A 26,392-nucleotide genomic window follows, 5' to 3' on the forward strand; every position below is an offset into this window, starting at 1 on the left:
GTTTTAAAACTGCGTCATCGAGGTCCCCATTATCAAACAGCCTGATCCCGTGCACAAAACGGCCGCCCCAGGCATCTACTTTATAAACAGGAAACTCTTCTACAGGCTGAGACAAATACAATTTCAGATCCAGGGCCGACTTCATTGGGCGGATGATCAGAAAAGTCGTTTCTGCAACATAGACAATGCAATTTTGTGTTGCACTGGCCTTAACGCCCTTCCATTTTTAGATCTGCTGATTCAATTGTTTAAAGAGCGAATAAACAATTGGCTGCTTATTCTTAAAAACTGATTCGAGGGGCCGGTTTACGCACTGATGCCAGGCATTGGGCCGGCTTATGGTTCTTGTGCATTTTGGACAGGTCCAGGGCATAAAATTGGTTTATGGCGATTTCCTGAAGGAAAAATTTGCCCATCAATGTAGGTTACAATTACAAGTATTTCACCACCAGAAAATTACTTCTGGTTCACCGGTGTTTCGATCACCAGGAAGGATGAGCCGGCTTCACAATGAATTGGAATTTCACTTGTTTCCCACAACCCAATAGCATCCCGCGGTTGAAGATCTGAACCATCTACCCTTATCTTTCCTTCGATGAGGAAGATGAAAACGCATTTGTTCAGTTCGTTGAGCTTGTAAGTCTGTTCAGATTTTTCATCAAACTGACCAAGTGATAGCTTTGCATTTTGATTGATCCAGCAATGAGCCGCTCCCTCTTCATTTGAAATAATTGTTTTCAACTGGTTCTTTCTCTGGTCAGCCGGAAAATTTCTATGCTGATACCTGGGATGTATATTCTGCAGCTTTGGTTGAATCCAGACTTGCAGAAAGTTAACCTCTTCCTCACCGACGTTGTATTCCTCGTGCATAATACCGGATCCCGCGCTCATGATCTGCACACCACCCGGCTCTATAATGGTTTTGTAACCAAGGTTGTCAATATGATTCATCTTTCCTTTAAGTAGCACCGAGATAATTTCCATATTTACATGAGGATGGATTCCAAAACCTTTGCCTACTTCCATATAGTCATCATTAAAGGCAACCAATGTTCCAAAGGCGCTTTTGGTGGGATCATAGTAATCACTGAAGCTGAAACAAAAATTGCTTCTAAGCCAGCCTATGTCTTTTTTTCCTCGTTCGTCTGCTGAAAATATTATTGATTTCATGGTATGATTTTGAGACCGGTTCTTAAATATAATGATCAATGAGCTAAAGTCCGTAGTGAATACAATTCAACCAGCAGTTGGTTCGCCGGCTTCTGTTCCCAGATCACCCTGCCGGATGTTTTCCGTGGAATCTTTCGCCATGGCCGGGTACGGTGGTTCGTCTGCAGCAAAGTTAATGCGTGGGCTTCAGGCCGCCGGGGATACCACTGCAGGTCCGGCAGGCCTTTCCCTCACCGGCAGTATACATCCGTGCCAACAATGGTAGAGCTGTGGTTGATTTTGGTAATATTTGCGGTTTGCTGTATTTGGTTATTGAGCTGAACCAGTTGCAAACCGCCGCAAGTGGTTGACTAACAGAACTTCGGTAATCCGGCTAAATATTTGGTTATTGGGTTTGAAATGGAAAACACCGCATTAAAAACTTTTTTTTACGAAGATGTAACTTAAGGATTGTACAAACCGTATTACCGTGAAAGAACCTATTCTTATCCATAAACTTTCATCTATGCGTGCTTTAAAAGCTTCTCTCGCAGTTTTTTTATTGTCTATTGTATTTGATTCTTCGGCACAGGAAAAAGCAGTTGGTCATTTTCATAAAGTAGTCGTCAGTCCATATATCCAGGCGACTTTTGTTGATGGCGACAAGGAAAGTGTATCAGTTGATCATCTGAAAGTGGATCAAAGCAAACTGCACATTGAAGTATCCAACAGCACCTTGCATATTTATCTTGACGGGGCCCGGCATATACCAAAGAACGAAAAAGATTATTCCAACGGGCATGAAGAGAGACGTTCATTATATGATAAAACTTCTGTTGTGGTAACCATAAATTACAAAACACTGAATGAGCTTTCCATTCGCGGTGAGGAAGAACACCTCTTTAAAAGCCCGATTGCAGCAGACAAGCTTACGTTACGTGTTTATGGCGAATCAAACATAACTTTTGAGGAACTCAACCTGCGACAACTGCATACAACTATGTATGGTGAGAGTGTACTGGAAATGAAATCAGGGTCAATTAAGGAGCAGCATTATACTTGTTATGGAGAGGGTAACGTAAATGCCCTTGCCATCAACGGACGTGTGGGCCGGGTTACTTCCTATGGGGAAGCGGATATCAGGCTAAACGTGTCTGACAGGATAAAGATTACAGCGATTGGCGAGGCAAAAGTTCATTACAAGGGAAACCCGCAGATTGTAAAAGGCCTTAATGTTGGTGAAGTTTCGTTGGTTAAAATGGATTGAGCCAAATCTTAGTCGCCTAAATGTTTAAGTCTGTTGATGGCATTTTTATTTTGAGGATCAAATTTTAAAGAGTTCCTAAAACTTTCAGCAGCATTTTTTATGTCGCCTGCAACGAGGTATCCTTCACCTAAACTGTCATAAGCATTTGCCGATCCGGGTTAGTGTTTTGGATTTAACAGCAGGACATTTATTCCTTCCCTTATTCTCCCATCACCGCAACATTTTGGATTTCAGCAAAAGATTTATTACCGGCCTCATTTATCAGAAACTGTATATCTCTTGCCTGCGTTGCTATGTCGCTTGTTGTGTCACCCTCCAAGAATCGGGTCTCTGTGCCTCTGCTTGGGCTGGCAATTACAACAATTCCATGGCTTGCGAGAAATTCACATAGCGCAAAGTTCTCTACGGAACTAGCCTCGTAACCCGGTGAATATACTACTAGAGGCAATTTACTTTTAAAGGATCCGGAGCTCTTAAAGGCCTTTACTGTATCTTTTAAATTACTTCTATTACGGTCGGAATTACTGTAATAAAACCAATCCAGGATTCTTTCATCAGGCAATGTTTCCCATTCTTCCTCTTCTTTCAAAATCACCATATAATCCTCAATGGTCATTGTCCTCTTTTGAGATTCCTTCTGAGGAAACCACAAGCTTACAGGAATGGGTCTTGCCGTAATTTTTTTATCCCAGTCGCCTGCCCTTGCGTAGGTCCGGGTACTATCGTAACGGATATAATGTTTGAAACCAACATCATATTTGCCATAAGGCAGTGATAAATCAGAAAATGAAACCTGGGCATTCAGGCTAAGGAAAAATAAGATAGCTATAGAAAGAAATATAAATCTCATAGTCCATGTGTTTGTTTTCGTGAAGGGCATTAGCGAAACTTACCAGCGAGTGTTGTATTGTTATCGATGCGACGTCCCTCCGCGGTGAGAATGAAATTATATAAAATGAAAACAGATGCCGGCAGTAAGTTAATTATTAAGCTCCGGGGTGTAATATTTATCAAATTTGTCGTTTTATTACATCGCTTTTGAAAGCTTACTTATCTTGCCTTTATTTGAATAGCCAAAACTGTTTCGATTCGTTTGTCATTCCGTTAATTATACTTTTGTTGCATGTCTTACCAACACCTGACAGATGATGCCCTTGTGAACCTGCTAACCCGGTCAGATGAAAAGGCCTTTGAGGAAATTTACCTTCGCCACTGGCAACGGGTATTTCGCTTCGCACTGGGTAAGATATCAACCCAGGAAATTGTTGAAGACATTTGCCATGATGTGTTTCTTTCGGTTTGGCAGCGCCGCAGCCGTGTTGAAATTGGAAACCTCGAAGCTTACCTTATCCAGGCGGTGAAGTATTCTGTTATCAATTATTACAAATCGAGGGTAAGCGATGAAAAGCATTTAGGGGTTTACGCTAAAACCATCCCCGGTGACCGGAATGAAACCGAGGATGCCCTGTATTTCAACAGCCTGCAACAGGCATGGCTGGCTGCGCTTGACGCCCTTCCCGAAAAAACGAAAACCGTTTTCCAGTTCAGCCGCATCGACCACCTTAGCAACCGGGAAATCGCCGGCAAACTTCAGCTTACCGAAAAAGCCGTTGAATATCACATTACTAAAGCATTACGGCAGCTTAAAGGAGATCTGAAAGATTTCTTTCTTCTTTGCCTGTTGGCCCCCGGCGTATTGTTGTAATTTTTTTTTTTTAGGTGTTTAGGGATGCTTGCCCGCTAAGCTACTTCAACTACAGACTCGCTATTATGACCAGGAACGAATTCAGTCAATTGCTTCAAAATTATCTCGACGACCAATGCTCCGACACCGAACAACGGTTGGTGGAAAGTTGGTTTGCGCTACTTGACGACGAAAAACGCTGGCAGGCTATCCCCAAAGAAGAGATCAAGGCGATTGAACAGCGTCTCTGGAACCGCCTGCAGCAATCCATGCATGCGGGCGAGGCTGAATCAATCCGTGTTGCACCGGTAAAAAAAATTTTTAGACTTCCTGTAGTCGGCCGCGTTGCTGCAGCCGTGGTCTTTATGTTGGTTATTGCTACTGTTGTTTTTCAGGTGGGCAAAACCAAAACATCTTCCGATGCAATGGTAGCAAAAAACTGGATTCGCAAGGCAAACGATACAAAACAACCACTTACGGTGGTGTTGAAAGATGGCAGCTCACTCGAGTTGGCAGCCGGCACCGCCATTCAATATCCTGAAAATTTTGCCGCTGACAAGCGGGAGTTAAGGATAGAAGGAACGGCCTTCTTTCAGATCAAAAAAGACACTTCCCGACCCTTTTACGTTTATTCCCAGGATATCATGACACGGGTGCTGGGCACAAGCTTTTGGGTCATTTATGATAAAGTAACTGAGCAATCCGCAGTAGAAGTAGTGAGCGGGAAAGTAGCTGTTTACAAACAAGCTGCCGTCACAAAAGCTGCACAGACGGAAGGAGTAGTGTTAAAGCCAAATGAAAAGGTCATCTTTAACAAGAAAGATGAAGTGCTCATCACTGCCCTGGTAGATACGCCTGTTCCTGTAGTTGCTGATTCACTGGAAACTATACCGGTAAAAACTGCCTTCGTTTATGAAGAAACGCCGCTGGCGGATGTGGTGCGCGACATGGAAAAGGAGTATGGTATTTCTATCATCCTGGGCGAAGAAAAACTGAGTACGCTCCGGTTTACGGGAAATATTTCTTCGCTGGATTATTATACCAAGCTAAAAACTATTTGTAAATCTCTTGGAACTGCTTACGAGATCAAAGGAAGCAGAATTTTAATACAGGAGAGATAAGCTATATCTGCGACAGAGATAGGCTCTATCATTTCTGAGAACCCTTTTGTTTTTTACTGCTCTAAACGATTGCTTATGAACACGCATTTTCCTGCGCATTGTAATTCCACGTGATTTTGTAAACAAAAATGGCCAGCCCTGTTGCAGCAGTGCCGGCCGTTCATTTTGCCCGAAACGTTTATCTCACGAACAAAACTTGGTTGAAATTATGCCAAATCATGGAATTATTGCTCTAATCAAGCTTGCAATGCGACTGACACTCATCCAGATTTTTCTCGTCACTGTTTTTTCATTGCACTCCTTTGCCCACGACATAAAGGCGCAGGAGATACTCAATAAGAAAATCAGCCTGAATGTAGATAACGCGGAGATAAAAAAATTGCTGAAAATAATTGAGAAAAATACGGGAGCTTCCTTTGTTTACGCGCCGGATATCGTGAAATCGGCCCGCAAGGTGTCGGTGTTCGTTGAACAGAAGCGGCTGGGTGATGTGCTGAACGAGGTGTTTGCATCCGTCAATATTAACTATGCTGTAGAAGCCGGCAATATCATTGTGCTGTACCCTGGCAACGACCCGGGCACAGCGACATCTCCCGCAACCTTCGATCGGCCGGTATCCGGCAAGGTCACCGACGTTGACGGTAAACCACTCGATGGTGTCAGCGTAATGGTTAAAGGAAGCAGCCGTGGCACCACTACAGGTGCCGATGGAACTTTTCGCCTGCAGGTCGCCGATGACGATGAATACCTTGTCTTTTCAAGAGTTGGTTATACTAACCGCGAAGAAAAAATCAACGGGAATGTTATCGAAGTAAAACTTGCTGCGGGTACACTGAACTTCGATGAGGTGATCGTGGTTGGTTACGGCAAACAGCGCAAAGTTACCAACGTCGGGGCCCAGTCTTCTATCAGCACCAAAGAACTTGTTCAATCGCCGGTAGCAAACATCTCCAATTCACTTGTAGGACGGATGCCCGGTCTTTTCGCCATTCAAAGCAGCGGCGAACCCGGCGCAGATGCATCTCGCCTGCTGATCCGCGGCATCGGCACTTTCGCCGGTACCGGCGCACCACTCATATTAGTGGACGGTATACAGGTGGACAACTATAATAATATTGATCCCAACGAAATCGAAAGCATCACCATCCTGAAAGATGCTTCTTCCACTGCGGTATATGGCGTACGGGGGGCCAACGGCGTTATCATCATCACCACCAAAAGAGGCCGTACCGGGACACCGGTTGTGAGCTATACATTCAACAATGCTTTCAACAGCTTCACGGCTCTGCGCCAGAACATGAACAGTTTTGATTACGCTACCGCGTTCAACCAGGCTATTAAGAACGATACTTATGTAAACGGCAACGCTTATACGCCACGATTTACTGACAACGATCTTAAGCTTTACCAGGACGGGACGGATCCTGTATTTCACCCCAACATGGATTGGTGGAATTATATGACCAAGGATGTTTCCACACAACAGCAGCACAATCTCTCTATCCGGGGCGGAAGTGAAAAAGTAAGGTATTTTATCTCAGCTGGTATGTTTAACCAGTCTGGTCTTTTCAACAACACAGAAGTGGGCTCGGGTTTTGATGCGCAGATCCGCTATAAGCGCTATAATTTCCGCTCCAATTTCAACTTCGATATTACACCGCGACTGAAGGCAGCACTTGACCTGTCTACACAGGTTGAGAACCGTACCGGTAATGCGGCCAGTACCACGGGAATCATCAATCGTATATCCACTGCCGCACCGTTTTCTTCACCGGGTATACTGGATGAAAAAATCGTAACATTAACCACCAGTGCCGCCAATGGCGACAACGGCAGCAACCCCGTAACCGGTTTGTACACCTCGGGCTATAAGAACGATGTACGCAATTTTATTAACACCTCCCTGAGACTCGATTATGATCTCGGTTTCATCACGCCCGGCCTCAGTACTCATGGTATCATTGCGTACCAGACCGCTAACCGTAAGATCAATTCATATAATAAGCCGTTAGTAACCTACATAGCCAGGACGTTGCCTGATAACTCGGTTATTTTTGCACAGCAGGCGGACGAGCAACCATTCAGCTTTACCACTTCCAGTCCTGATCGCAACCGGCGCATCACCGGCGAGTTTGCTCTCGATTACCGCAGATCATTTAACGGTCATTCCGTTACCGGTCTTTTACTATACAACCAGATCAAAACCCATGACCCGTCTTTTGCGTTCAGCGTACCAAACGGGTATCAAAGTGTTGTAGGCCGTGTGGCTTACGACTACCAGGGCCGTTATCTCCTGGAGTATAACGCATCTTACACGGGTACAGAAAACTTTGCTCCGGGACAGCGATTTGGTTTCTTCCCTGCTTACTCTGTTGGCTGGGTACCTTCATCAGAAAAATTCTTTCCAAAAAACAATGTCATCACCTTTCTTAAATTCCGTGGTTCGTACGGTGAGGTCGGGAACGACCAGCTGAGCAGCGACTTTTTATACAACAGCAATAGCCGCTTTTTATATCGCCCTACTGCCTTTACGCCTGCCGGTAATTATTACTGGGGCGTAGTCGGGAGCAATTATGCCGCCTATCCCGGTCTTCGCGAAGGCCGGGTGAACAACCCGGGACTCACCTGGGAGCGGGCAATTAAAACCAATATCGGCATGGAGGTCTCCTTGTTCCGAAGTAAGGTGAGTATAGTGGTGGATGCATTCAGGGAGCAGCGGGATAACATCCTTGCAACACCCCAGTCAATATCTGCACTCGCGGGCGTAACCCCTCCGGCACAAAACCTGGGTAAGATGGATAACCAGGGCATTGAAGGTGAGATTACTTACCGCAGCAACTACAAACGTTTTAATTATTGGGTGAAGGGAAATATGTCATTTGCCCGCAACAAAGTGATCTTCCAGGATGAAGTGCCAAAATTATATGCTTACCAGAATCGTACAGGCAATCGCTTCGGTCAACTATATGGATTAATTGCAGAGGGCCTCTATAACAGCTGGGAGGAGGCAAACGAATCGAAACGGCCGGTGTCAACTTTTACTAATGTGAACCGTTTGCAACCGGGCGATATTAAATACCGCGATGTTAATGGTGATGGATTGATAAACACCTTTGACGAAGTGCCCATCGGCGACCCGTTGATTCCGGAAATTACATATGGGCTCTCATTTGGTGGGAACATCAAAGGCTTTGATTTCTCGGTTTTGTTCCAGGGCGCTGACAAAGTTTCCATTCAGTATAGCCGTCGCGCGAACCAGGCATTCCATGACGCCGATCCCGCTGCTGCCGCTGAATATCTTAAGGAAAGCTGGAGTCCTGAACGTTATGCCGCCGGACTGCCTATCAACTTTCCCCGCCTGGCGGTCGGTAACGGGGCAAATGGCTTTACGCACAACTATGTAAACTCTACTTACTGGATTGTAGACGGTCAATATCTGCGCCTGAAAAATGCCGAGATCGGTTATACCTTTTCTCAGTCATTCCTGCGCAAAGTTGGTATCAAAACCGCCCGATTCTATGTGAATGCGAACAATCTTATTACATGGAGCGGTGCCCTTCCCGGCATTGACCCCGAAACACCCAACCTGGGTGCAAATAATGAACCTTATCCGCTGGTGCGAACTGTAAACACCGGCGTCAACATCACTTTCTAACCAACGCTGTATGAAAAAAAATCTGCTGCTGCTTCTTGCCTGCACCGGGCTATTAGTGACTTCCTGTAAAAAGGTTACTGAATTCCTCGACAAGCCGCCGGGAGTAGACATTGATGAAGATGTGATCTTCTCTTCAAAGGTCGAGGTGGAACGCTACACAGCGACTATGTACCAGTATGGCCTGCCATCGCCGTTGCCGTTGCGGGCATCTGAAACAGGCATTCCCGCCGCCGCCCTCGTAATAGGGACCGGCAACAACACGATCTCTGCCGGCATTACTGATGAAGCCGAAGCCTCCGAAGACTTTTCTTTCACCCAGCTTTGGAACGGCGGGAGTATTACTCCTCAAAACATAGTGGTGAATGAAGACAACCGGTACTTCCTCCGGTGGCAGGCGATCCGCGCAGCCAATATCATTATTGAAAGAATTGGTGAAGTACCGAATGCCGATGACACCTATAAAGACCAGGTAACCGGCGAAGCACTTTTCATAAGAGCGATCAATAATTTTGAAATGCTCAAACGCTACGGTGGCTTTCCACTTGTAATGAAAAGGATCGTGGACTTGGAAGATTCAAAGATTCCACGGAGTACTTTCGAAGAGTGCGTAAATGCTATCTCCAGGGATTGCGATGAAGCAGTAGCTAAGTTACCCTCTGTTCAACCCGCACAGTTTACCGGCCGGGCGCACAAAGGAGCCGCCCTTGCGCTCAAAGCCAGGCTGCTGCTTTATGCCGCCAGTCCTTTGTTCAACGCCGCCACTCCACCCATTAGTTTCGGTTCAGCTGAAGACGATAAACTGCTCGGCTATGGCAGATTTGACAATAATCGCTGGAAGGCAGCGGCGGATGCTTCGAAGGCGGTGCTGGATTGGGCCCAGGGAGCAGGCTTAGCACTTGTAGACGTACCGGGCAAACGGATTCCGGTTCTCGCTCCCGGTCAACGGGTTGACGGAAACTACCGCACAGCCTGGGAGCAAAACGATAATTCAGAGATCATTCTCGCAAATAAAGTGTACGGCACGGCGAAAGGACTTACCTCGTTTCCCTGGCAACACGTTATTCCCCGTTCCAACCACGTTACCAACGCTGGTGGCTTTTGGGTGGGTACATCGGTTACTTTCAATTTTGTGCGCAAATACGAAAAGCGTGATGGCACGCCTCAAACCTGGAACCCTGCCGGAGGCAACAACCTGTTACAGAAATACGCCGAACTGGACCCCCGCTTTTCCCAAACCGTGCTTTATGTCGGTGCCCGGCTGCATGCTAATGTAACCCAGGTGCAGATCTGGGAAGGAGCGCTGAGTAACAAAGCAACATGCAAAGGTGGGCATTGGATGTTGAAGTGGGTTCCCGATGCCTTGCCATCCGCTAATCAGGTTGCCAATATCCCGATCTTCAGGCTGAATGAATTTTTGTTGAGTTATGCTGAAGCCATAAACGAATATAACAACGGTCCCAACGCCGAAGCGTACGATGCGGTGAACCGCATCAGGTTACGCTCGGGTATGCCGCCACTGCCGGCAGCTTTGTCCCAGGCTCAGTTCAGGCAGCGTGTGCAGAACGAAAGGGATATTGAGCTGGCTTTTGAAGACCATCGGTTCAACGATATCCGCAGGTGGAAAATAGCAGAACAGGACGGCGTTATGGCGGGGAATTTTCAAGGTTTGGAAATTCAGCGCCTGAATAACACTACTCCGTTCCCCACAGCTTTCAGCTATAAACCTTTTGTGTTTGAAACAAGGGCATGGAGTCCACGGCAATACTTTTTCCCCTTCGACAATAACGAAGTGCTAAAGGGTAACCTGAAGCAAAACCCGGGTTGGAACTGATCCAACGGCTAGCCCGACATGTCTGAACAAATACGAGAAACGGAATTGAGACTCCGGGTTTCAAAAACAAAAAAAAATTGCAACGAATGAAAAAACGCATTGCTTTTTATACGGCCTTTACGGCACTGCTGGGCTGGGGACATCAGGCAGCGGCGCAGACCACGGACACGGTTCAGCCGCTTGTGCTTGTGCCCCGGGACGAAATCAATATCGGCTTTGCCAGGCAGGCCCGCAAACATGTTACATCCGCTGTTTCTGCCATCGGCGGCGCCGATTTACGCAAGCAATTTACTACCTCCGTTGCCAATACCCTGACCGGCCGCGTGGCGGGATTGACTGTAAACGTTGGAAGTAATGAACCCGGTTCCACCTCACCAGCCATGTTTATCCGTGGCCTTAATACATACGGGTTCAGTGCAGCACCACTTGTCGTGATAGATGGTATCATCGGCGATCATACCCACCTGGTGCCTGACGAGATAGAGCAGGTCACCGTGCTAAAAGACGCTTCAGCTACAGCTGTGTACGGGATGAGGGGTGCGAACGGCGTGCTGCTCATCACGACAAAAAAAGGCAGCCGCGGTCCGTTGAAGATCAGCCTGACGGGACAATATGGTTTCCAGGAGGCAACCGCGCTACCGAAATTTCTTGATGCTTACAATTATGCGAGTCTGTTCAATGAAGCGCTGTCTAACGACGGCCGTCCGGCCCAATACACACAAAACGATTTGGATCTTTACCGTAGCGGCAACGACCAGGTATTTCATCCGAATGTGTCCTGGTACGATAAAGTGCTTCGTCAAAGGGCTCCCCTGGCCAACTACACTGCCAACTTCAGTGGCGGAGATAACACCGTGCGTTATTTCGTAATGCTGAATGCACTGACCAGCCAGGGGCTGTACAAAAAGTTTGGAGATGATTTTGATGAATCCGCAAACCCGTCATACAACCGTTATAATCTTCGCAGCAACCTTGAAGTTACCATCAGCAAAATTTTTTCCGCACAGTTGAACATTGGGGGAAGCATCGGGAACACTAAAAATCCGGGTGACCTCACTATCAGCAACAACTTTACACTGATGGACAGGTTAGCTCCAAACGCTTTCCCTGTTACAAATCCTGACGGCAGCATTGGTGGCAACAACGCCAACAATAATCCTGTAGCAAATCTTACCAACACGGGTTATTCCAGCTCAAACGGGAGTGTACTCCAATCGTCTTTCAGTATGTCGGCGAATCTCGACACCTGGGTAAAGGGACTCAGCGCGTCTGCGCTAGTGTCGTTTAACAACTATTACAATGCTGCATCAAATAAACGACGCAGCTATCAACGATTTTCAGTTGCTAAAAATGCAGCCGGGGATACTGTCTATACCGGTTTTGGACAAAATACCAGTTTAAGCCCGGAAGAATTTGTGCTAAACCAGGCGCAGATCTTCGGCCTTCAGGGCTATCTTAACTATAACAGGAATTTTGGCGTTCACGGGTTGACGGCAATGCTGATGTTCAATACTGACCACTCCACGGTAAACAAAGCATATCCAAATACAGATGCCGCCAATCAGTCGTTTCCATTTAAAACAAATGGTGGCGCTACCCGCATCACTTATATAAACAATAATCGATACATCGCAGAATTTTCAGGCGGCCTTACTGGTACTGAAAACTTCCCTGAAGATTCCCGTTACGGCTTTTTCCCTGCCGGATCCATCGGATGGATTGCGTCTAATGAACCCTTCCTGCAAAAAAATAAATTGTTGAGTTTTCTCAAGCTGCGTGCCTCTTATGGCCTGGTCGGCAATGAAGCCATCGGCGGGCAGCGATTTATGTTCACTCAGCGTTATCCGTCGGGAGCTTCTTACTATCTCGGTACAGGCAACACCCAGGTATTCTCCGTGTCAGAAGGACGTCGTTTAAACGAAGACGTTACCTGGGAAAAAGAAAAGAAAGCAAACCTAGGCGTGGATGCAGATTTCTTTAATGGCTTTGGATTTTCTGTGGACGTTTTTCATAACAGCCGATACGATATCCTTTCATCTGCCTCAGGTACCCTGCCTTCATTCCTGGGTTACAATGGGCTGCCGGACCTGAACATCGGCACAGTTGAAAACAGGGGCTTCGAAGCGGTAATTCGTTACAACAGCAAAGAAGGCAAAGCGTTCCGGTTTTTTGCAGAAGCCAACATTTTCTACGCAAAAAATAAAATAACAGATAACGGCGAACCGGTTCAATTAAACTCCAACCTTTATCGCAGTGGTTCTGCCATTGGACAGCCTTTCGTGCTGGAGTCTCTTGGCTTGTTTCAGTCAGATGCGGAAATTGCCGGGAGTCCTAAACCACTCGGCATTGCCATCAGGCCCGGCGACATAAAATACCGCGACATTGGTGGCCCCGCAGGTGTGCCAGACGGCATCATCGACGGCAACGATGCTACTGCCATTGGTTATTCCGAGACGCCCCAGTGGACTGCGGGACTTCACACGGGATTTCGCTACAAAGGATTTGATCTTGATCTTTTCTTCCAGGGAATTACTGGTATAACACGCTACCTCGGGGGCGCCCGCTATCATGCTTTCCAGGAAAATGGCCAGGTCGCTGAGATCGCACTGAACCGATGGACGCCGCAGAATACTGTCACTGCAGAATATCCCCGCTTGTCGGCCAATAATAATCTGAACAATTACCGCACCTCTTCATACTGGCAGCGTGATGGCAGCTTTATAAAACTGCGGAGTGCTGAAATCGGCTACACGCTTCCGGAGAAGGCGATGAAAAAAATTCACCTTACGCAAACCCGGGTGTTTCTAAATGGAACCAACCTGCTCACATTGGATAAGATAAGTGAAGGTGATTCGGAGGCATTAACAGGGTATCCGTCGATGAAAACGCTGTCCCTGGGCCTTAGAATTAACCTGTAAAAAAACGAATGCCACAACTTCAATTATCAAACATGAAGACAACACGTTCAACATATTTTGCGCTGGTACTGCTGGCCGTCGCTGTGGTTTCCTGTCAAAAGCTTGACAGGGAGTTGGAAACTGATCTGACGCTGCAACAAATTGAAGGCTCATTTAACAACCTACAGCAAATGCTGAACGGTGTGTACGCAGAATTACGGGAAGGGTTCCAGGAAATTGGGAACGAAGCTATGATGGCTTCCACTACCGATGAAGCGGAACATACTATAGAGACTGTCAGTGTACAGCTTTTTAACCAGGGTGCCTGGAATGCTGTGACAAACCCGGCCGATGTGTGGACTCCGTATTACCGGGCGATCCGGAAGGCCAATGTCTTTTTGGAAACTGCCGATCCGGCAAAAGTGAACCTCGATGCCCTAAAGACTGACCCGACTGCCTACGCCCAGAGACTGGCGGAAATTACCCGATGGACCTACGAAGCCCGCTTTCTGCGTGCCTTCTTTTACTTTGAATTGGTGAAACGATACGGTGGCGTGCCGCTGATTACCACACCTGTGGACGAGACCTCCATTGAATCAACCCAGCGGAAATCACTGCAGGACTGCTTCAGATTCATCACGGATGAATGCGATTCAGTGGCCAACAATATACCGGTAACTTATGCCACGGGTGATTTGGGACGGGTGACTAAAGGCGCGGCATTGGCTTTGAAGAGCCGGACGCTTTTGTATGCGGCCTCCGATCTGTTCAACACCTCTTCCTGGGCCGCAGGTTATCCGAGGCCTGAACTCATCGCGTTGCCTGCGGGTGACCGGGCCGCCCGCTGGAAAGCGGCAGCAGACGCAGCCAAAGCCGTGATTGATTTAGCGGGGACGGGTTATGCACTGACGAACAACTACCGCACTTTGTTTACTTCTTTCAATAATACGGAGATCATTTTTACCCGTCGCAACGGAACCTCTAACACCTTTGAAACAATTAATTTTCCGATTGGGTTCGACCGTGGCCAGAGCGGTACTACGCCAACCCAGGACCTGGTAGATGCCTATGAAATAAAAGTAAATGCCACCACGGCCATTCCGTTTGATTGGAACAACCCTGCACATGCACTTAACCCCTATGCCAATCGCGATCCACGCCTTGACATGACAGTGGTGCGGAACGCCGCTTCGTTTATTGGGAACGGGACCACCCGTGCCGTCGAAACCTGGACCGGTGGTAAAGATGCAAGGCCAATCGTTAACGCCACTAAAACCGGTTACTACCTGCGGAAGTACATATCCGAAGGAACAAACCTGACAAACAACACCGCCTCAGCCGTGCATAGCTGGATATATTTTCGTCTCGCAGAAATCTACCTGAACTATGCCGAGGCCCTCAATGAATACGCACCGGGAAGCGCGGACATCAAAGTCTACATCGATCGTGTGAGGAATCGACAGAACGTGGCCATGCCGCCGGTGACCCTGGGCAGCCAGGCGCAGATGCGCGACATCGTCCGTCGCGAACGCCGGGTTGAGCTCGCTTTCGAAGATCACCGTGCCTGGGATGTGCGTCGGTGGATGACGGCACCTGTCACGCTTGGGGTACCTGTTCGGGGAGTGAACGTGACACAAACAGCGCCCGGCGTGTTCTCATATTCACCGTTTTCACTGGAACCGAGGGCCTTTGAACCGAAAATGTACTTTTTTCCGATTCCTCAAAACGATTTAAATATTGCAAATGGCCTGGTGCAAAATCCACTTTGGTAAGGCGCCTGTCTACCAAAGCTAAAAGCATAGCCAATCACCATAGCTAAATTATAATTGACATGAAAGCAAACTTTTTTTTCGCAATGCTGCTGGCTGGTCCCATGCTGGTTTCGTGCAGTAAGGAAACAGAGATAATGGAGGCAGTGTATCCCGAGCAAACGGTTTACATGCCGGCCGCAGTTGAAGGTATAGCGACCGGGGGTGTATTTTTTATTAATAAGGTAGCTGTGCCGGGCCAGGCGTACCGTTTCACAATAGATGCAGCTGCCAAACGCCTCCACATTCCCCTGGCGGCTTACCGGTCGGGAGTTGAAAAAAGCGGGGCCATCGATGCTTTGATTTTTGCTGATGCGGATACAACAAACCGTATGCTTGCCGCAGGAAAACTGCCAGCCGGTTCGGAGCTGTTACCTGCCGGCAGATATAGCCTGCCAGCAGGGGTCACCATCGCCGATGGCGCTGGTGAAGCTTCTTTTAATTTCAGCGTGGATCTCGACTTCCTGGTAGCCAACCCAACTAAAAAATTTGCCATGGCTGTTGGAGTAAACAACAATAGCAAGTTGCCCACACCGAACCGCCTTGCAACTTTGTTGATCGACGCGTCATTCCTGGTGCCCGTGGCGAATTTTACCACCTCGGTTTCCGGAAAAACGGTCAGTTTTTCGAACACCAGTGTAAATGGCATAAACTATAGCTGGAATTACGGTGATGGTAGTCAACCTTCCACAGCAACTGCCGCCTCTTACACTTACGCAGCTGCTGGTAAGTACACAGTTACCCTGACTGCTACGGGTGCCCTGGGTACCTTAAATCCATCAATAAAGACCGCCACGGTTACGATATTATAACATCCTTTATCAAAAATATTCCAGCAATAAAATGCCACACCTTGTTACTCCTGTGAAAAAGCCATTCAGCGCCGGACGGCAACACCTTTAACTTTTTCTAGCGCAAGCAATCGTGGGAACGTAAGCGGGATGATCTTTCCATTTCATCCCCCTGAAATCCCTTTGCTTACGATATAACAATCAATGAAAAAATATTTTTTTTATCACATTATGGCAATAAAAAAAGTGGCTTCGGTCTTATCCTGTTTTTATAGTTACAGGACCGTCTTGCTATTGACTTCCTTGTTTTTTGGTATGTCGCAAATGGCGGTTTCAAAAATCTGGATATTGGAAGATCCCGCCCTGAAAATCTCTTTCAATGATCAAAGTGCAGCGCTAACGGTGTTGGACAAACGCTGTAATAAACGTTGGGAGCAGTTCGCCATTTCCAATGAGTTTCGCCTGCAAGGCATATCACAAAAAGGAAGTTCAATTTTTCTGAGCTTCACCGGATCTTTTGCATTCTCGACGGAGATTCGTCTGGCCGGGAATGCAGAATTGCAGGTGACAATATCTGCATCGTCCGGACAGCCGATGAATACGCTTTCTTTTCCTGCCGCTTTTAAATCACCTGCTGGTCACCAGCTTTTGCTCACCGACGGCGAAGGCCTTGCACTTCCGGTAGAAGATGTGAATTATCCGTTGGGTAACGGCATCACCTACTTTTGCGGTGGGGGTCTTTCGATGGCCTGGATGGGCGTTACCGATAAGATCTTTTCCACCGGCTATATGGCCATCCTGGAAACGCCCTATGATGCACAACTTACCGCCAGCCGTCGTGAAGGTGCTATATCTTTCAACCCCGTGTGGCTGGCTTCCAAAGAAAGGTTCGGCTATGAACGCAAGTTGCGGTATGCCTTCTTCGATAAAGGTGGATATGTGGCCCAATGCAAACGCTACCGCGAATACATATGGCCGAAAAATAAAGTCGTTTCTCTGAAAGAAAACGCAATAAAGCTCCCGGCCATTAACCGCATGATAGGTGGTGTACACCTTTACGTATGGGATAACGCCCGGAACGCAACATTCGCAAAAGAGCTGAAAGATTCAGGCATCATTGAAGCCTTATTCCTTTGGAACCCGAACCATACGCCGTATCCTTCCGCGGGTTATGATGACTCTGTCGCGGCACTCGGGTTTGTACCTGGTGTTTATGAATTGCCTACCGACACAAAGCCCCGTGACTCTGTTTGGTACGACCTCTCAAAGACCGGGACACCCTTCAAACGCAATGCGTTTCCCGGACTATATAACCAGATTGTTGCACGCAAAAAAGATGGTGCTCCCTATGTCAATCAGTTTGGCCATTTTATCAATCCGGCTGCGGTGCGTCCTCATATCTTTGACCGGTTCCGCCGGGAGCTTGGAGTTTGGGCACACCAGTCTTACATAGTAGATGTATACCAGGCGAACGGCTTATATGAATGTTGGTCGAAGGACAATCCACTTACCCGGGAGGGTTGGGCCAACGCGATTCGTACCAATCAACAATATCTCATCGATTCTTTACACCAATTCTTAGGCTCCGAATGGGGTGGCGATTTTTGCAACGGGCAAACCGTTTATGCCCACGGCATGATGACCCTGCACCGCACGTGGTGGGGGACAGAGATCAACGATAGGGGAAGCATCTATTACTATGGCGACTGGCGGAATGGAGAGCGGCCTTCCATTATGCTCGGAAGCCGGACAGCTCCACCTTTGTACATGAAGTACTCTATCAATGAAGCTATTCGTTTGCCATTATATGAGCTCGTGTATCATGATGCAGTCGTTACATCATGGCGGTGGGAAGATGCCAATCACCATGCCCCGGAAATCTGGTGGAAGAAAGATCTGTTCAATGCCCTTTATGGCAATGCACCTCTCTGGAGCCTGGATCGTGACCGCTGGGAAGCTTATCGAAACACATTTATCAAGAGCTACAAAACACTTCACCCCTGGTTAGAGCAGATTGGTTATGATGAAATGTTATCGCACCGTTTTCTCACTGCCGATAAGAAGCTCCAGGAAACCGTATTTTCTTCCGGGAAAAAATTAGTCGCCAATTTCGGGGACCAGGATATCAGCATTGAAAATCGCACGATCCCGGCAAAAGGGTTTTCCATATTCACAACACAAGTTGAAGCTGTGCCGAAGTCATACACGAGGGGCAATAAATCAAGTGTCAAATAACGCAAATGAACAACCGACGCAAATTTATAAAAGAGGCCGCCATAACTTCAACAGGTATAATGTTGTTCGGACAGGTACTGGCACAGCTTCCCACATTACGAGTGGGGGATGGCAAACGTCCGCGGAACATCCTGCTCCGGAGCGGATGGCAGATCGAGAACATTGGTGACATCGCCCATACGCCGGCGATGCTGGCCCTCCTGGAAAAGTACATTCCTGATGCCATCATCACGTTTTGGCCATGGTACCACCATCACCTGGAGGAAGAAATCGTTATGCTGAAAAAACGATTCCCCAGGTTGAAAATGGTGGAGGGAAAACTTGATGCGCAAGGCAAGGCGCCGAATCCTGGATTGGAAACGGCCATTGCTGAAGCAGATTTCCTGCTGCATAATTCCGGACCAGCAACGATTGCCTGGGCAGACCTCGCACACTTCAAGAAGCTTGGAAAGCCTTTTGGTGTGTTCGGTGTCACTTATGGTCTCTATGGCACCCCTGAAACAAAGATTTTGAATGATGCGGCTTTTGTCTACTTCCGTGATTCTGTATCTCACCAAAAAGCAAAAGATGCCGGGGTGCGGGCACCCATTATGGCCTTTTGTCCTGATGCTGTTTTTTCAATCGATGTGACCAATGAGCAAAAGGCATCGGCCTATCTGAAATCGGTGAACCTGCAGGCGGGAAGATTTCTTACCTGCATTCCCAAACAAAGGCACACACCAGGCTGGTTACACAAAGAGAAAAACCGTCCGGTAGATACAGCGCGTCATGCCCGTAACGAGGAAATGAAAGAACATGATCACCAGCCATTGCGCGAAGCGATAACAGAGGTAGTGCGCAAAACGGGTTTAAAAGTATTGATTGTACACGAAGATGAAACTGAGATGCCGATCGGCAAAGAATGGGTCTGGGATAAATTACCGGAAGATGTAAAACCTGGAGTTGTCTGGCTGGGCCGTCATTGGCTTACTGATGAAGCCGTCAGCATCTATAAAAAATCCGCAGGTCATTTTGGATTGGAAATGCACAGTCCGATCATGTGTATTTCGCAGGGTATCCCGGCGCTTGTTGTCCGATGGGAAGAACAAAGTAGCAAGGGGATCATGTGGCGTGACATTGGCCTCGGCGACTGGCTGTTCGACTTCGACAACGAAGACGACGTTAGACGGTTTGTACCAACGGTACTCTCAATGGCGCAAAATGTTAAGGCCTCCAAAAAGAAAGCAGAGAAGGCAAGAAAGTTTGTGCACGACTTGCACAGGCAGTCCATGAAAGTGGTAGGGGAAAGCAGCCGGCCAATAAAAAGCAGCGCACCTAAGCGCTGAACTTTAGGTAAGAGTCATGGTCAGTTTTGAAATAATATTACAAACAACGGCGAATAGCTTAAAGATTGAAGTAATGAAAATACGAGTGAAGAAAAACATCCTTACAAAATGTTGCTACCTCCTTCTATTGTTTTCCGTTGCTTTCAGTGATGCACCTGGTCAAACGCTGCCTGCGCTGCCCGATAACCTCAAGGCATTGCAACCGGTGAATATTTTCCCGGCCGATGCTGTCACCACCTACAATTTCTCCAACCGCACCACTGCCGGGAAAACGCCGGAGTTCACGGCTGGCAAAACAGATGCAACTGACGTGTACACAGCCGAAATCTTTTTAGCGGGAAAGGCGCATGGCGATGTCCAGGTTTCCTGGAAAAATACAAAGCCCATAAAAAAGGGTGACGTAATCCTTGCCCGGTTTGCATTACGGGCAGAATATGCAAAGCAGGAATCCGGTGAAGCGGTGGTTTATTTTATTATGAACGCTCCCGAGCGGCTGGTGCTGGTGGATCTCACAGCAGGTCCGGAATGGCGATACATGGACATCCCCTTTGTTTCGCTCTATAATGCAGCAGCCGGTGATGTCACTATCAACTTCACCTTTGGTGCGCTTTCGCAAAAGGTAAATGTGGCGGGCATGGAGGTGTTGAATTTTGAAAAGAAGATAGCTGTTGCTGACTTGCCTTTAACGAAGCTGACGTATATTGGTCGGGAAGAAGGCGCAGCCTGGCGTAAAGACGCACTCAAACGCATTGACGAAATCCGAACGGCACCCATCAGTATAATCGTAGTGAACAAAAAAGGCAAACCTGTCGAAGGTGCAACCGTCCGGGCCAAAATGCTTCAGTCCGAATTTGTGTGGGGCACCGCCGTGAGCGAAAAATGGTTAAACGACGATTCTGCAGACGGTAAAAAATATGCCGCTTACCTGAAGAAATTTTTCAACACCACAACCATTGGCAACGGGTTGAAAGGCGGTTCGTGGCACACCAGCGAAGCGAGGAGAAAGGAAGCTATGAGGGGTTTCAACTGGCTGGAGTCAAACGGCTTTCGCCAGCGTGGTCACAACCTGGTGTGGCCGGGGTGGAAGTTTAATGGCAAGCAATTGCGGCAGCTGGCAGAGAAAGATACTGTGGCTTTCAAGGCGTTTATCAACAAGAGTATTGAAGAACGAATGGCCTTTACAAAGGGCCGTGTCATTGCCTGGGACGTCATCAACGAACTGATGCACGAAAGGGATTTTTTCAAATTTATCTCAGAAGATGAAGCGGTGAGATGGTTTCAACTCGCGAAAAAGCTTGACCCAAAAGCACAGTTGTTTATCAATGAGTATTCAATGCTGAACAGCATTGCCAGCCCACAAAACATCCGGCGTTATCTCGCGATGATCGCGGATTTGCGCAAGGCGGGTGCACCAATCGAAGCCATTGGCGTTCAGGGTCACGTTGGCCGCCAACCACGCAATCCAGCTGACGTTATCCGGGATCTCGACCTGTTTAAAGAAACCGGGCTCCCCGTACAGATCACCGAGTTCGATGTGAATACTGTGGACACCTCTCTGCAGGCTGATTATACACGTGATTTTGTAATTGCCTGCTACAGCCATCCACAGGTATCCGGCTTCACTATGTGGGGGTTCTGGGAAAGCGACCATTGGAAACCTGATGCCGCCATGGTACGTAAGAACTGGACCGAGAAACCTAACGCCGCTGTTTGGCGGGAGTGGGTGGCCGGCAAATGGAAGACCAGTTTCACGAAATCAACCGATGCAAAGGGTAAAGCTGACTACCGTGGTCATTTGGGTACTTACGAAATCACCGTGACCAAAGGGAAGTCTTCTGTGACGAAAAAATATGTGCTTACTAAAGAGTCGGGAGAACTTAAAGTAGTTTTATAGCCGCAGAATAAGAAGTCGAATTAACGAAGATGAGCGGTGGAGTTCTGTTCGAGGTAATCTAACAATAGTAGCTTAACACACCTGTGCTTTAGGGTTGACGCTTATAGTCTATACTTCGCGAGGAAGCGAAGATCACTCAAAACAAGAAAATGAAATCCATCAAAACCGGTGCACTGCTCCTTATGTTATTTGTGTCATCAACAGTTTGGGCCCAGGACTTTGTGCTCGTGGGGCCGTGGAAGGTTAAATTTGAAGACAAAAAGGAATTCAGCCGAATGGATCTTGACGACAGCGGTTGGGAAACGCTTGCCGAACTGAAATGGAGCGATGACCACCGAACCACGGCCAACCGCACTTTGTGGATTCGTAAGAAAGTGGTGATACCGGCAAGCTTGAAATCCGCGTTTAATAAAACGGGTTTGTTGTCGCTCAGCATGGGGAAAGTGCTGCAGTCTGACGACACCTATCTCAATGGTAAAAAAATTGGTTCGACCGGCTCCGGCGACACTTATCGCAATTACCCGGTCACTGAAAATGATATTCTCTGGGACCAGGAAAACATCATTGCACTGCGTGTAAGTCATTGGGGTCAGTTCCGCATGTCCATCATACCAAAACTTACCGCAGCGGCGCCCGAACACTTTCTGGGTTATAGCACTGCTTTCGGAAACAGCACGCCAAAAGACCAGGTGGCGGGCAAAGAATTGACCTACCAGTTCATTGTTAATAACGCATCGCCTAAACATTCAGACGGGATAGTCACTGCCGACTTTTATGATTTCGACAAAAAGAAGTTGCACTCAGAGCAAAAAGCGGTTTCAATAGGTGATGGAAAAAACACTGTGAATTTTGTCTATACTTCACCTTCGCCTTTTGTAGCCGTCGTGTATACCCTATCCATCCCCACCTACAATTACGTGAGGAAATGGAACGCGCAGGCAGGATACGAAAACGTGACTTACGATGCCGGTTTACCGGTGGTGCCCTACAAAGTGCCACAGCAGTTTTCTCCACCTGACGTTGCCGGTAGTGAAATTGGCGGGTGGCTGGGCGAAAAACTGAAAGCGAACACCGAGCTGCGGTTGAAAAGAGTCGACGAGGAGGCCTTGCTGGCGGGCTTCATCAACCGCCCCGGGAATCATTCCTGGATTGGTGAACATATTGGTAAGTTTTTGGAGGCGGCCTCGAACGCTTACGCGGACAATCGTGATCCGGCCCTGAAAATCCAGCTGGACCGAAGCGCACAACATCTTATCGCGGCCCAGCTTCCTGATGGGTATCTTGGTACCTATGATATGGACAGCCATTGGACAAGCTGGGATGTATGGAGCCACCGTTATGACCTCATGGGGTTGTTGCGTTACTACGAGATCTCGGGTTATAGACCCGCCTTAGCCGCTTCGCAGAAAATTGGTGACCTGTTGCTCAAAACTTTTGGTCCGGGCAAGGGGCAGAAGGACATCATAAGATCCGGGGCCCACGTGGGCATGGCCGCCACCAGCATACTGGAAAGCATGGCTGAACTTTATCGCTTCAGCGGTAAAAAAGAGTACCTTGATTTTTGCTACTATATCGTCAATGCTTACAATAATCCCGGCGGACCGCGAATCATCAGCACCCTCGATTCCGTTGGTCGTGTTGATAAGGTCGCGAATGGCAAGGCTTATGAAATGCTTTCCAATATCCTTGGCATCCTCAAGCTCTACCGGATCACCGGAAATGAAACTTTTTTGAAACCGGTGCTGGCCGCCTGGAACGATGTGGCTCAAAAGCGTTTGTACATTACCGGTACCTCGTCTTCTTTTGAGCATTTCCAGGACGACCAGGTGCTTCCCGGCGAGCGCACGTCCAACATGGGTGAGGGATGCGTCACCACTACGTGGTTGCAGTTGAGTTACGGGCTGCTTTGCCTGACCGGCGAAATGAAATATGTTGACGAACTCGAGCGGTCGCTGTATAACCACCTTACGGGCGCGGAGAATCCTCAGACTGGTTGTGTTAGCTACTACACACCGCTAATGGGGTCAAAACCCTTCGGCTGCAACATAACCTGTTGCATGAGCAGTGTGCCGCGGGGTATTGCGATGGCGCCGTTTTTTACAGGCGGGTTATTGAACAAGGCTCCGGCGTTTTTCTTTTATGAACCCGGAACATTTTCAGTACCGCTTGCAAATAAAACAATGGCGAACTTTACCACAACCACCGCTTTTCCTGCTGATGGAAATATAACCATTACAGCGAATGTAAGCAGTGCAAAGGCCTACTCCGTGCATTTTAGAAAGCCCTGGTGGGCGACTGATTTTGCCCTTACTGTGAATGGCCGGACGCAGCCGGCAACTCCGGGTCAGAGCCTGACCGTAACCCGTGCCTGGAAAAAGGGCGATAAAGTTCAGATAAGTTTTTCAATGCCTTTGATAACGCACCATGGTGGTAAAAGCTACCCGGGACAAGTGGCTTTCCAGCGCGGCCCAAACGTGTTGGCGTTCGACGAAAAGATAAATGGCTTCCCCGTTGCGGAGGTAACGGTTGATAAAAAAGGTACCGTGATAAAAAAGATTTCTCCCGTGTTTCCACAAAACTGGGTCGGGGGTCAAGCGGTTGAAATCAAGAGCGAAAAAGAAAAAACCGGGCAAAACATCATCCTGGTACCATATGCTGACGCCAGCCAGACCGGTGGCGCTATCTCCACCTGGCTAAAAACCGCAAACAACTAACATGACCAATAAGATTATTGTGGTTGGCTCGTCCAACACTGACATGGTGCTGAAAACTCCCAGGTTCCCCGCGCCCGGCGAAACCATAATCGGAGGTGATTTTTTTGTGTTCCAGGGTGGAAAGGGCGCCAACCAGGCAGTGGCGGCCGCCCGGGCTGGTGGAAACGTGCAGTTTGTTTGCCGGGTAGGATGCGACAGCTTTGGGGCAGTTGCGGTGGAACATTACCGTAACGAAGGGATTGATGTGTCCCATATTATGGAAGATGAAAGCGCACCAACCGGCGTGGCGGTAATAACGGTGAATGCCGAAGGTGAGAACAGTATTATTGTCGCATCCGGAGCAAATGCCCTGCTTTCGGTTGGTGACGTGACCGCGGCCGTTGAGAACAGCGACGCGGCGTGGCTCATTACACAACTTGAAACCCCGCTGGAAGTGATTGCTTTTTTAGCACGCCATGCCCGGGAAGGAGCTAAAAAGCTGGTGCTCAATCCTGCTCCGGCCGCAACCTTGCCCGTCGAAGTTTACACCGGTCTTTTTCTCATTACTCCCAACGAGACTGAAACGGCTTTACTCACTGGTATTTCCGTTTGTGACGAACTCTCGGCGCAACAAGCGTCAGCTGTTTTCAAAAGCAAAGGCGTCCAGAACGTCATCATCACCTTAGGCAGCAAAGGTGCTTATGTGAATGCGGGAAACTTTAACGGCCTGGTCGCCGCACCAAAAGTTAAGGCGATTGATACGACTGCTGCCGGGGATGTGTTTAACGGGGCACTGATCGTAGCGCTTTCTGAGGGCCAGGACTGGGAGCCTGCCGTGGGTTTTGCCTGTCGCGCCGCCGCGCTTTCCGTTACCAGAATGGGAGCCCAAACCTCGGCGCCCGGCAGGAAAGAAATTGACGATTTCAGATACACTCATCACCCATTGCAAGAAACGCATTTTGGAAATGCTGAGAAAAAGTAAAATTTGTTTGGTCCCTATACGCCCCACCATTTAAACCAAAACTGATCATGTTTATTATTCAATCGTACACCACTGCTATACTTTTTTGCATAATCACAATGCTTTGCTGGGGCTCGTGGGCAAACACTACAAAACTATCAGGCAAAGGATGGCGGTTTGAATTGTTTTACTGGGATTATGCCCTGGGCATCCTGCTCTTGTCGCTCATCATGGCTTTTACGCTGGGAAGCAATGGAGATGCCGGCCGGCCATTTGTGGAAGACCTTAAGCAGGCGGATAACGCGAATTTGTTTTCTGCCTTCACCGGTGGGGCGGTTTTTAACCTTGCCAACATCTTGCTGGTCTCCGCTATTGCGTTGGCGGGGATGTCAGTCGCTTTTCCCGTAGGAATTGGTATTGCACTTATTTTAGGTGTAGTGGTTAACTACACCGACAATCCGCAGGGCAGCGCGTCACTCTTGTTCGGCGGCGTGGCACTGATTGCAATCGCCATTCTGCTGAATGCGGCGGCTTACAGGCAGGTGAACAAGGGCAAGGGTTCTTTCTCCGGAAAAGGCCTGGGGCTGGCCATTGTTGCCGGTGTTCTGATGGGCTTTTTTTATAAATATGTGGCAGCATCCATGGCTGCAGATTTTGCAACTCCGGAACCTGGAAAACTCACACCATATACCGCCCTCGTGTTTTTCGCTATCGGTGTGGTAGTAAGCAATTTCCTGTTCAACGGTTTGCAGATGCGTTTCCCCTTTGCCGGCTCAAGGCTAAGCATTGGTGACTACTTCAGTGGTTCGGCCAAAGATCATTTTATTGGTATTCTTGGTGGGATCATCTGGCACCTGGGAATGTCGTTTAACATCATCGCATCCGGCAAAGCCGGTCCGGCTATTTCTTATGGCCTGGGGCAGGGCGCTACCGTAATAGCGGCGGTTTGGGGCATTTTCATCTGGAAAGAATTTGCATCCGCATCAAAAACAACCTACCGCAATTTATACCTGATGTTATTGTTGTACGTGGTGGGTATCATCCTGATTATACTGGCGAAGAATTGAATCTTTTCACGCCA

The 26,392-nt window shown here is 48.1% G+C and carries 16 protein-coding genes; 14 read left to right on the forward strand and 2 right to left on the reverse strand.

From position 1 onward, the window contains the following. Positions 1–456: 456 nt before the first annotated feature. Positions 457–1,170 carry a pirin family protein gene (locus ACX0G7_RS24210; RefSeq protein ID WP_458926113.1) on the reverse strand — a complete coding sequence of 238 codons (714 nt, stop codon included), beginning with the start codon at positions 1,168–1,170 and terminating at the stop codon, positions 457–459. 505 nt (positions 1,171–1,675) lie between these two features. Here ACX0G7_RS24210 and ACX0G7_RS24215 point away from each other — a divergent pair. Further along, on the forward strand, positions 1,676–2,416 hold the full coding sequence (locus tag ACX0G7_RS24215) for a head GIN domain-containing protein (RefSeq protein ID WP_458926114.1): 741 nt from the start codon (positions 1,676–1,678) through the stop codon (positions 2,414–2,416). A gap of 199 nt (positions 2,417–2,615) precedes the next feature. Here ACX0G7_RS24215 and ACX0G7_RS24220 read toward each other — a convergent pair whose 3' ends face one another. Then, on the reverse strand, positions 2,616–3,266 hold the full coding sequence (locus ACX0G7_RS24220; protein ID WP_458926115.1) for an alpha/beta hydrolase: 651 nt from the start codon (positions 3,264–3,266) through the stop codon (positions 2,616–2,618). Positions 3,267–3,539: 273 nt separating this feature from the next. On the opposite strand from ACX0G7_RS24220, the gene ACX0G7_RS24225 reads away from it, so the two are divergent. From ACX0G7_RS24225 to ACX0G7_RS24285, 13 genes are all read left to right on the forward strand, one after another. Further along, positions 3,540–4,121, forward strand: coding sequence for an RNA polymerase sigma factor (locus ACX0G7_RS24225; protein ID WP_458926116.1), 582 nt, complete (start codon positions 3,540–3,542; stop codon positions 4,119–4,121). Between the two features lie 65 nt (positions 4,122–4,186). Further along, on the forward strand, positions 4,187–5,221 hold the full coding sequence (locus tag ACX0G7_RS24230; protein ID WP_458926117.1) for a FecR family protein: 1,035 nt from the start codon (positions 4,187–4,189) through the stop codon (positions 5,219–5,221). Positions 5,222–5,468: 247 nt separating this feature from the next. After that, complete coding sequence (locus ACX0G7_RS24235) at positions 5,469–8,876, forward strand: TonB-dependent receptor (RefSeq protein WP_458926118.1); 3,408 nt, start codon at positions 5,469–5,471, stop codon at positions 8,874–8,876. A 10-nt stretch (positions 8,877–8,886) separates the two neighbouring features. Further along, complete coding sequence (locus ACX0G7_RS24240) at positions 8,887–10,707, forward strand: RagB/SusD family nutrient uptake outer membrane protein (RefSeq protein ID WP_458926119.1); 1,821 nt, start codon at positions 8,887–8,889, stop codon at positions 10,705–10,707. 86 nt (positions 10,708–10,793) lie between these two features. Further along, positions 10,794–13,625, forward strand: a complete 2,832-nt coding sequence (locus ACX0G7_RS24245; protein WP_458926120.1) for a SusC/RagA family TonB-linked outer membrane protein — start codon at positions 10,794–10,796, stop codon at positions 13,623–13,625. 32 nt (positions 13,626–13,657) lie between these two features. Next, positions 13,658–15,376 carry a RagB/SusD family nutrient uptake outer membrane protein gene (locus ACX0G7_RS24250; protein ID WP_458926121.1) on the forward strand — a complete coding sequence of 573 codons (1,719 nt, stop codon included), beginning with the start codon at positions 13,658–13,660 and terminating at the stop codon, positions 15,374–15,376. A 59-nt stretch (positions 15,377–15,435) separates the two neighbouring features. After that, positions 15,436–16,224 (forward strand): PKD domain-containing protein, encoded by a 789-nt coding sequence (locus tag ACX0G7_RS24255; protein WP_458926122.1) that lies wholly within the window; start codon positions 15,436–15,438, stop codon positions 16,222–16,224. Between the two features lie 183 nt (positions 16,225–16,407). After that, positions 16,408–18,438 (forward strand): glycoside hydrolase, encoded by a 2,031-nt coding sequence (locus tag ACX0G7_RS24260; protein WP_458926123.1) that lies wholly within the window; start codon positions 16,408–16,410, stop codon positions 18,436–18,438. Between the two features lie 5 nt (positions 18,439–18,443). Further along, entirely contained in the window at positions 18,444–19,763 is a 1,320-nt protein-coding gene (locus ACX0G7_RS24265; protein WP_458926124.1) for a polysaccharide pyruvyl transferase family protein, read from the forward strand. 73 nt (positions 19,764–19,836) lie between these two features. Then, positions 19,837–21,657 carry an endo-1,4-beta-xylanase gene (locus ACX0G7_RS24270; RefSeq protein ID WP_458926125.1) on the forward strand — a complete coding sequence of 607 codons (1,821 nt, stop codon included), beginning with the start codon at positions 19,837–19,839 and terminating at the stop codon, positions 21,655–21,657. A gap of 149 nt (positions 21,658–21,806) precedes the next feature. After that, positions 21,807–24,371, forward strand: coding sequence for a glycoside hydrolase family 127 protein (locus ACX0G7_RS24275; protein WP_458926126.1), 2,565 nt, complete (start codon positions 21,807–21,809; stop codon positions 24,369–24,371). 1 nt (position 24,372) lies between these two features. After that, positions 24,373–25,332, forward strand: a complete 960-nt coding sequence (rbsK, locus tag ACX0G7_RS24280) for a ribokinase (RefSeq protein ID WP_458926127.1) — start codon at positions 24,373–24,375, stop codon at positions 25,330–25,332. 47 nt (positions 25,333–25,379) lie between these two features. Continuing rightward, positions 25,380–26,378: a GRP family sugar transporter gene (locus tag ACX0G7_RS24285; protein ID WP_458926128.1), complete on the forward strand. Its 999-nt coding sequence runs from the start codon at positions 25,380–25,382 to the stop codon at positions 26,376–26,378. The last annotated feature ends 14 nt before the right edge of the window (positions 26,379–26,392 follow it).

Source organism: Flavitalea antarctica (assembly GCF_054461535.1).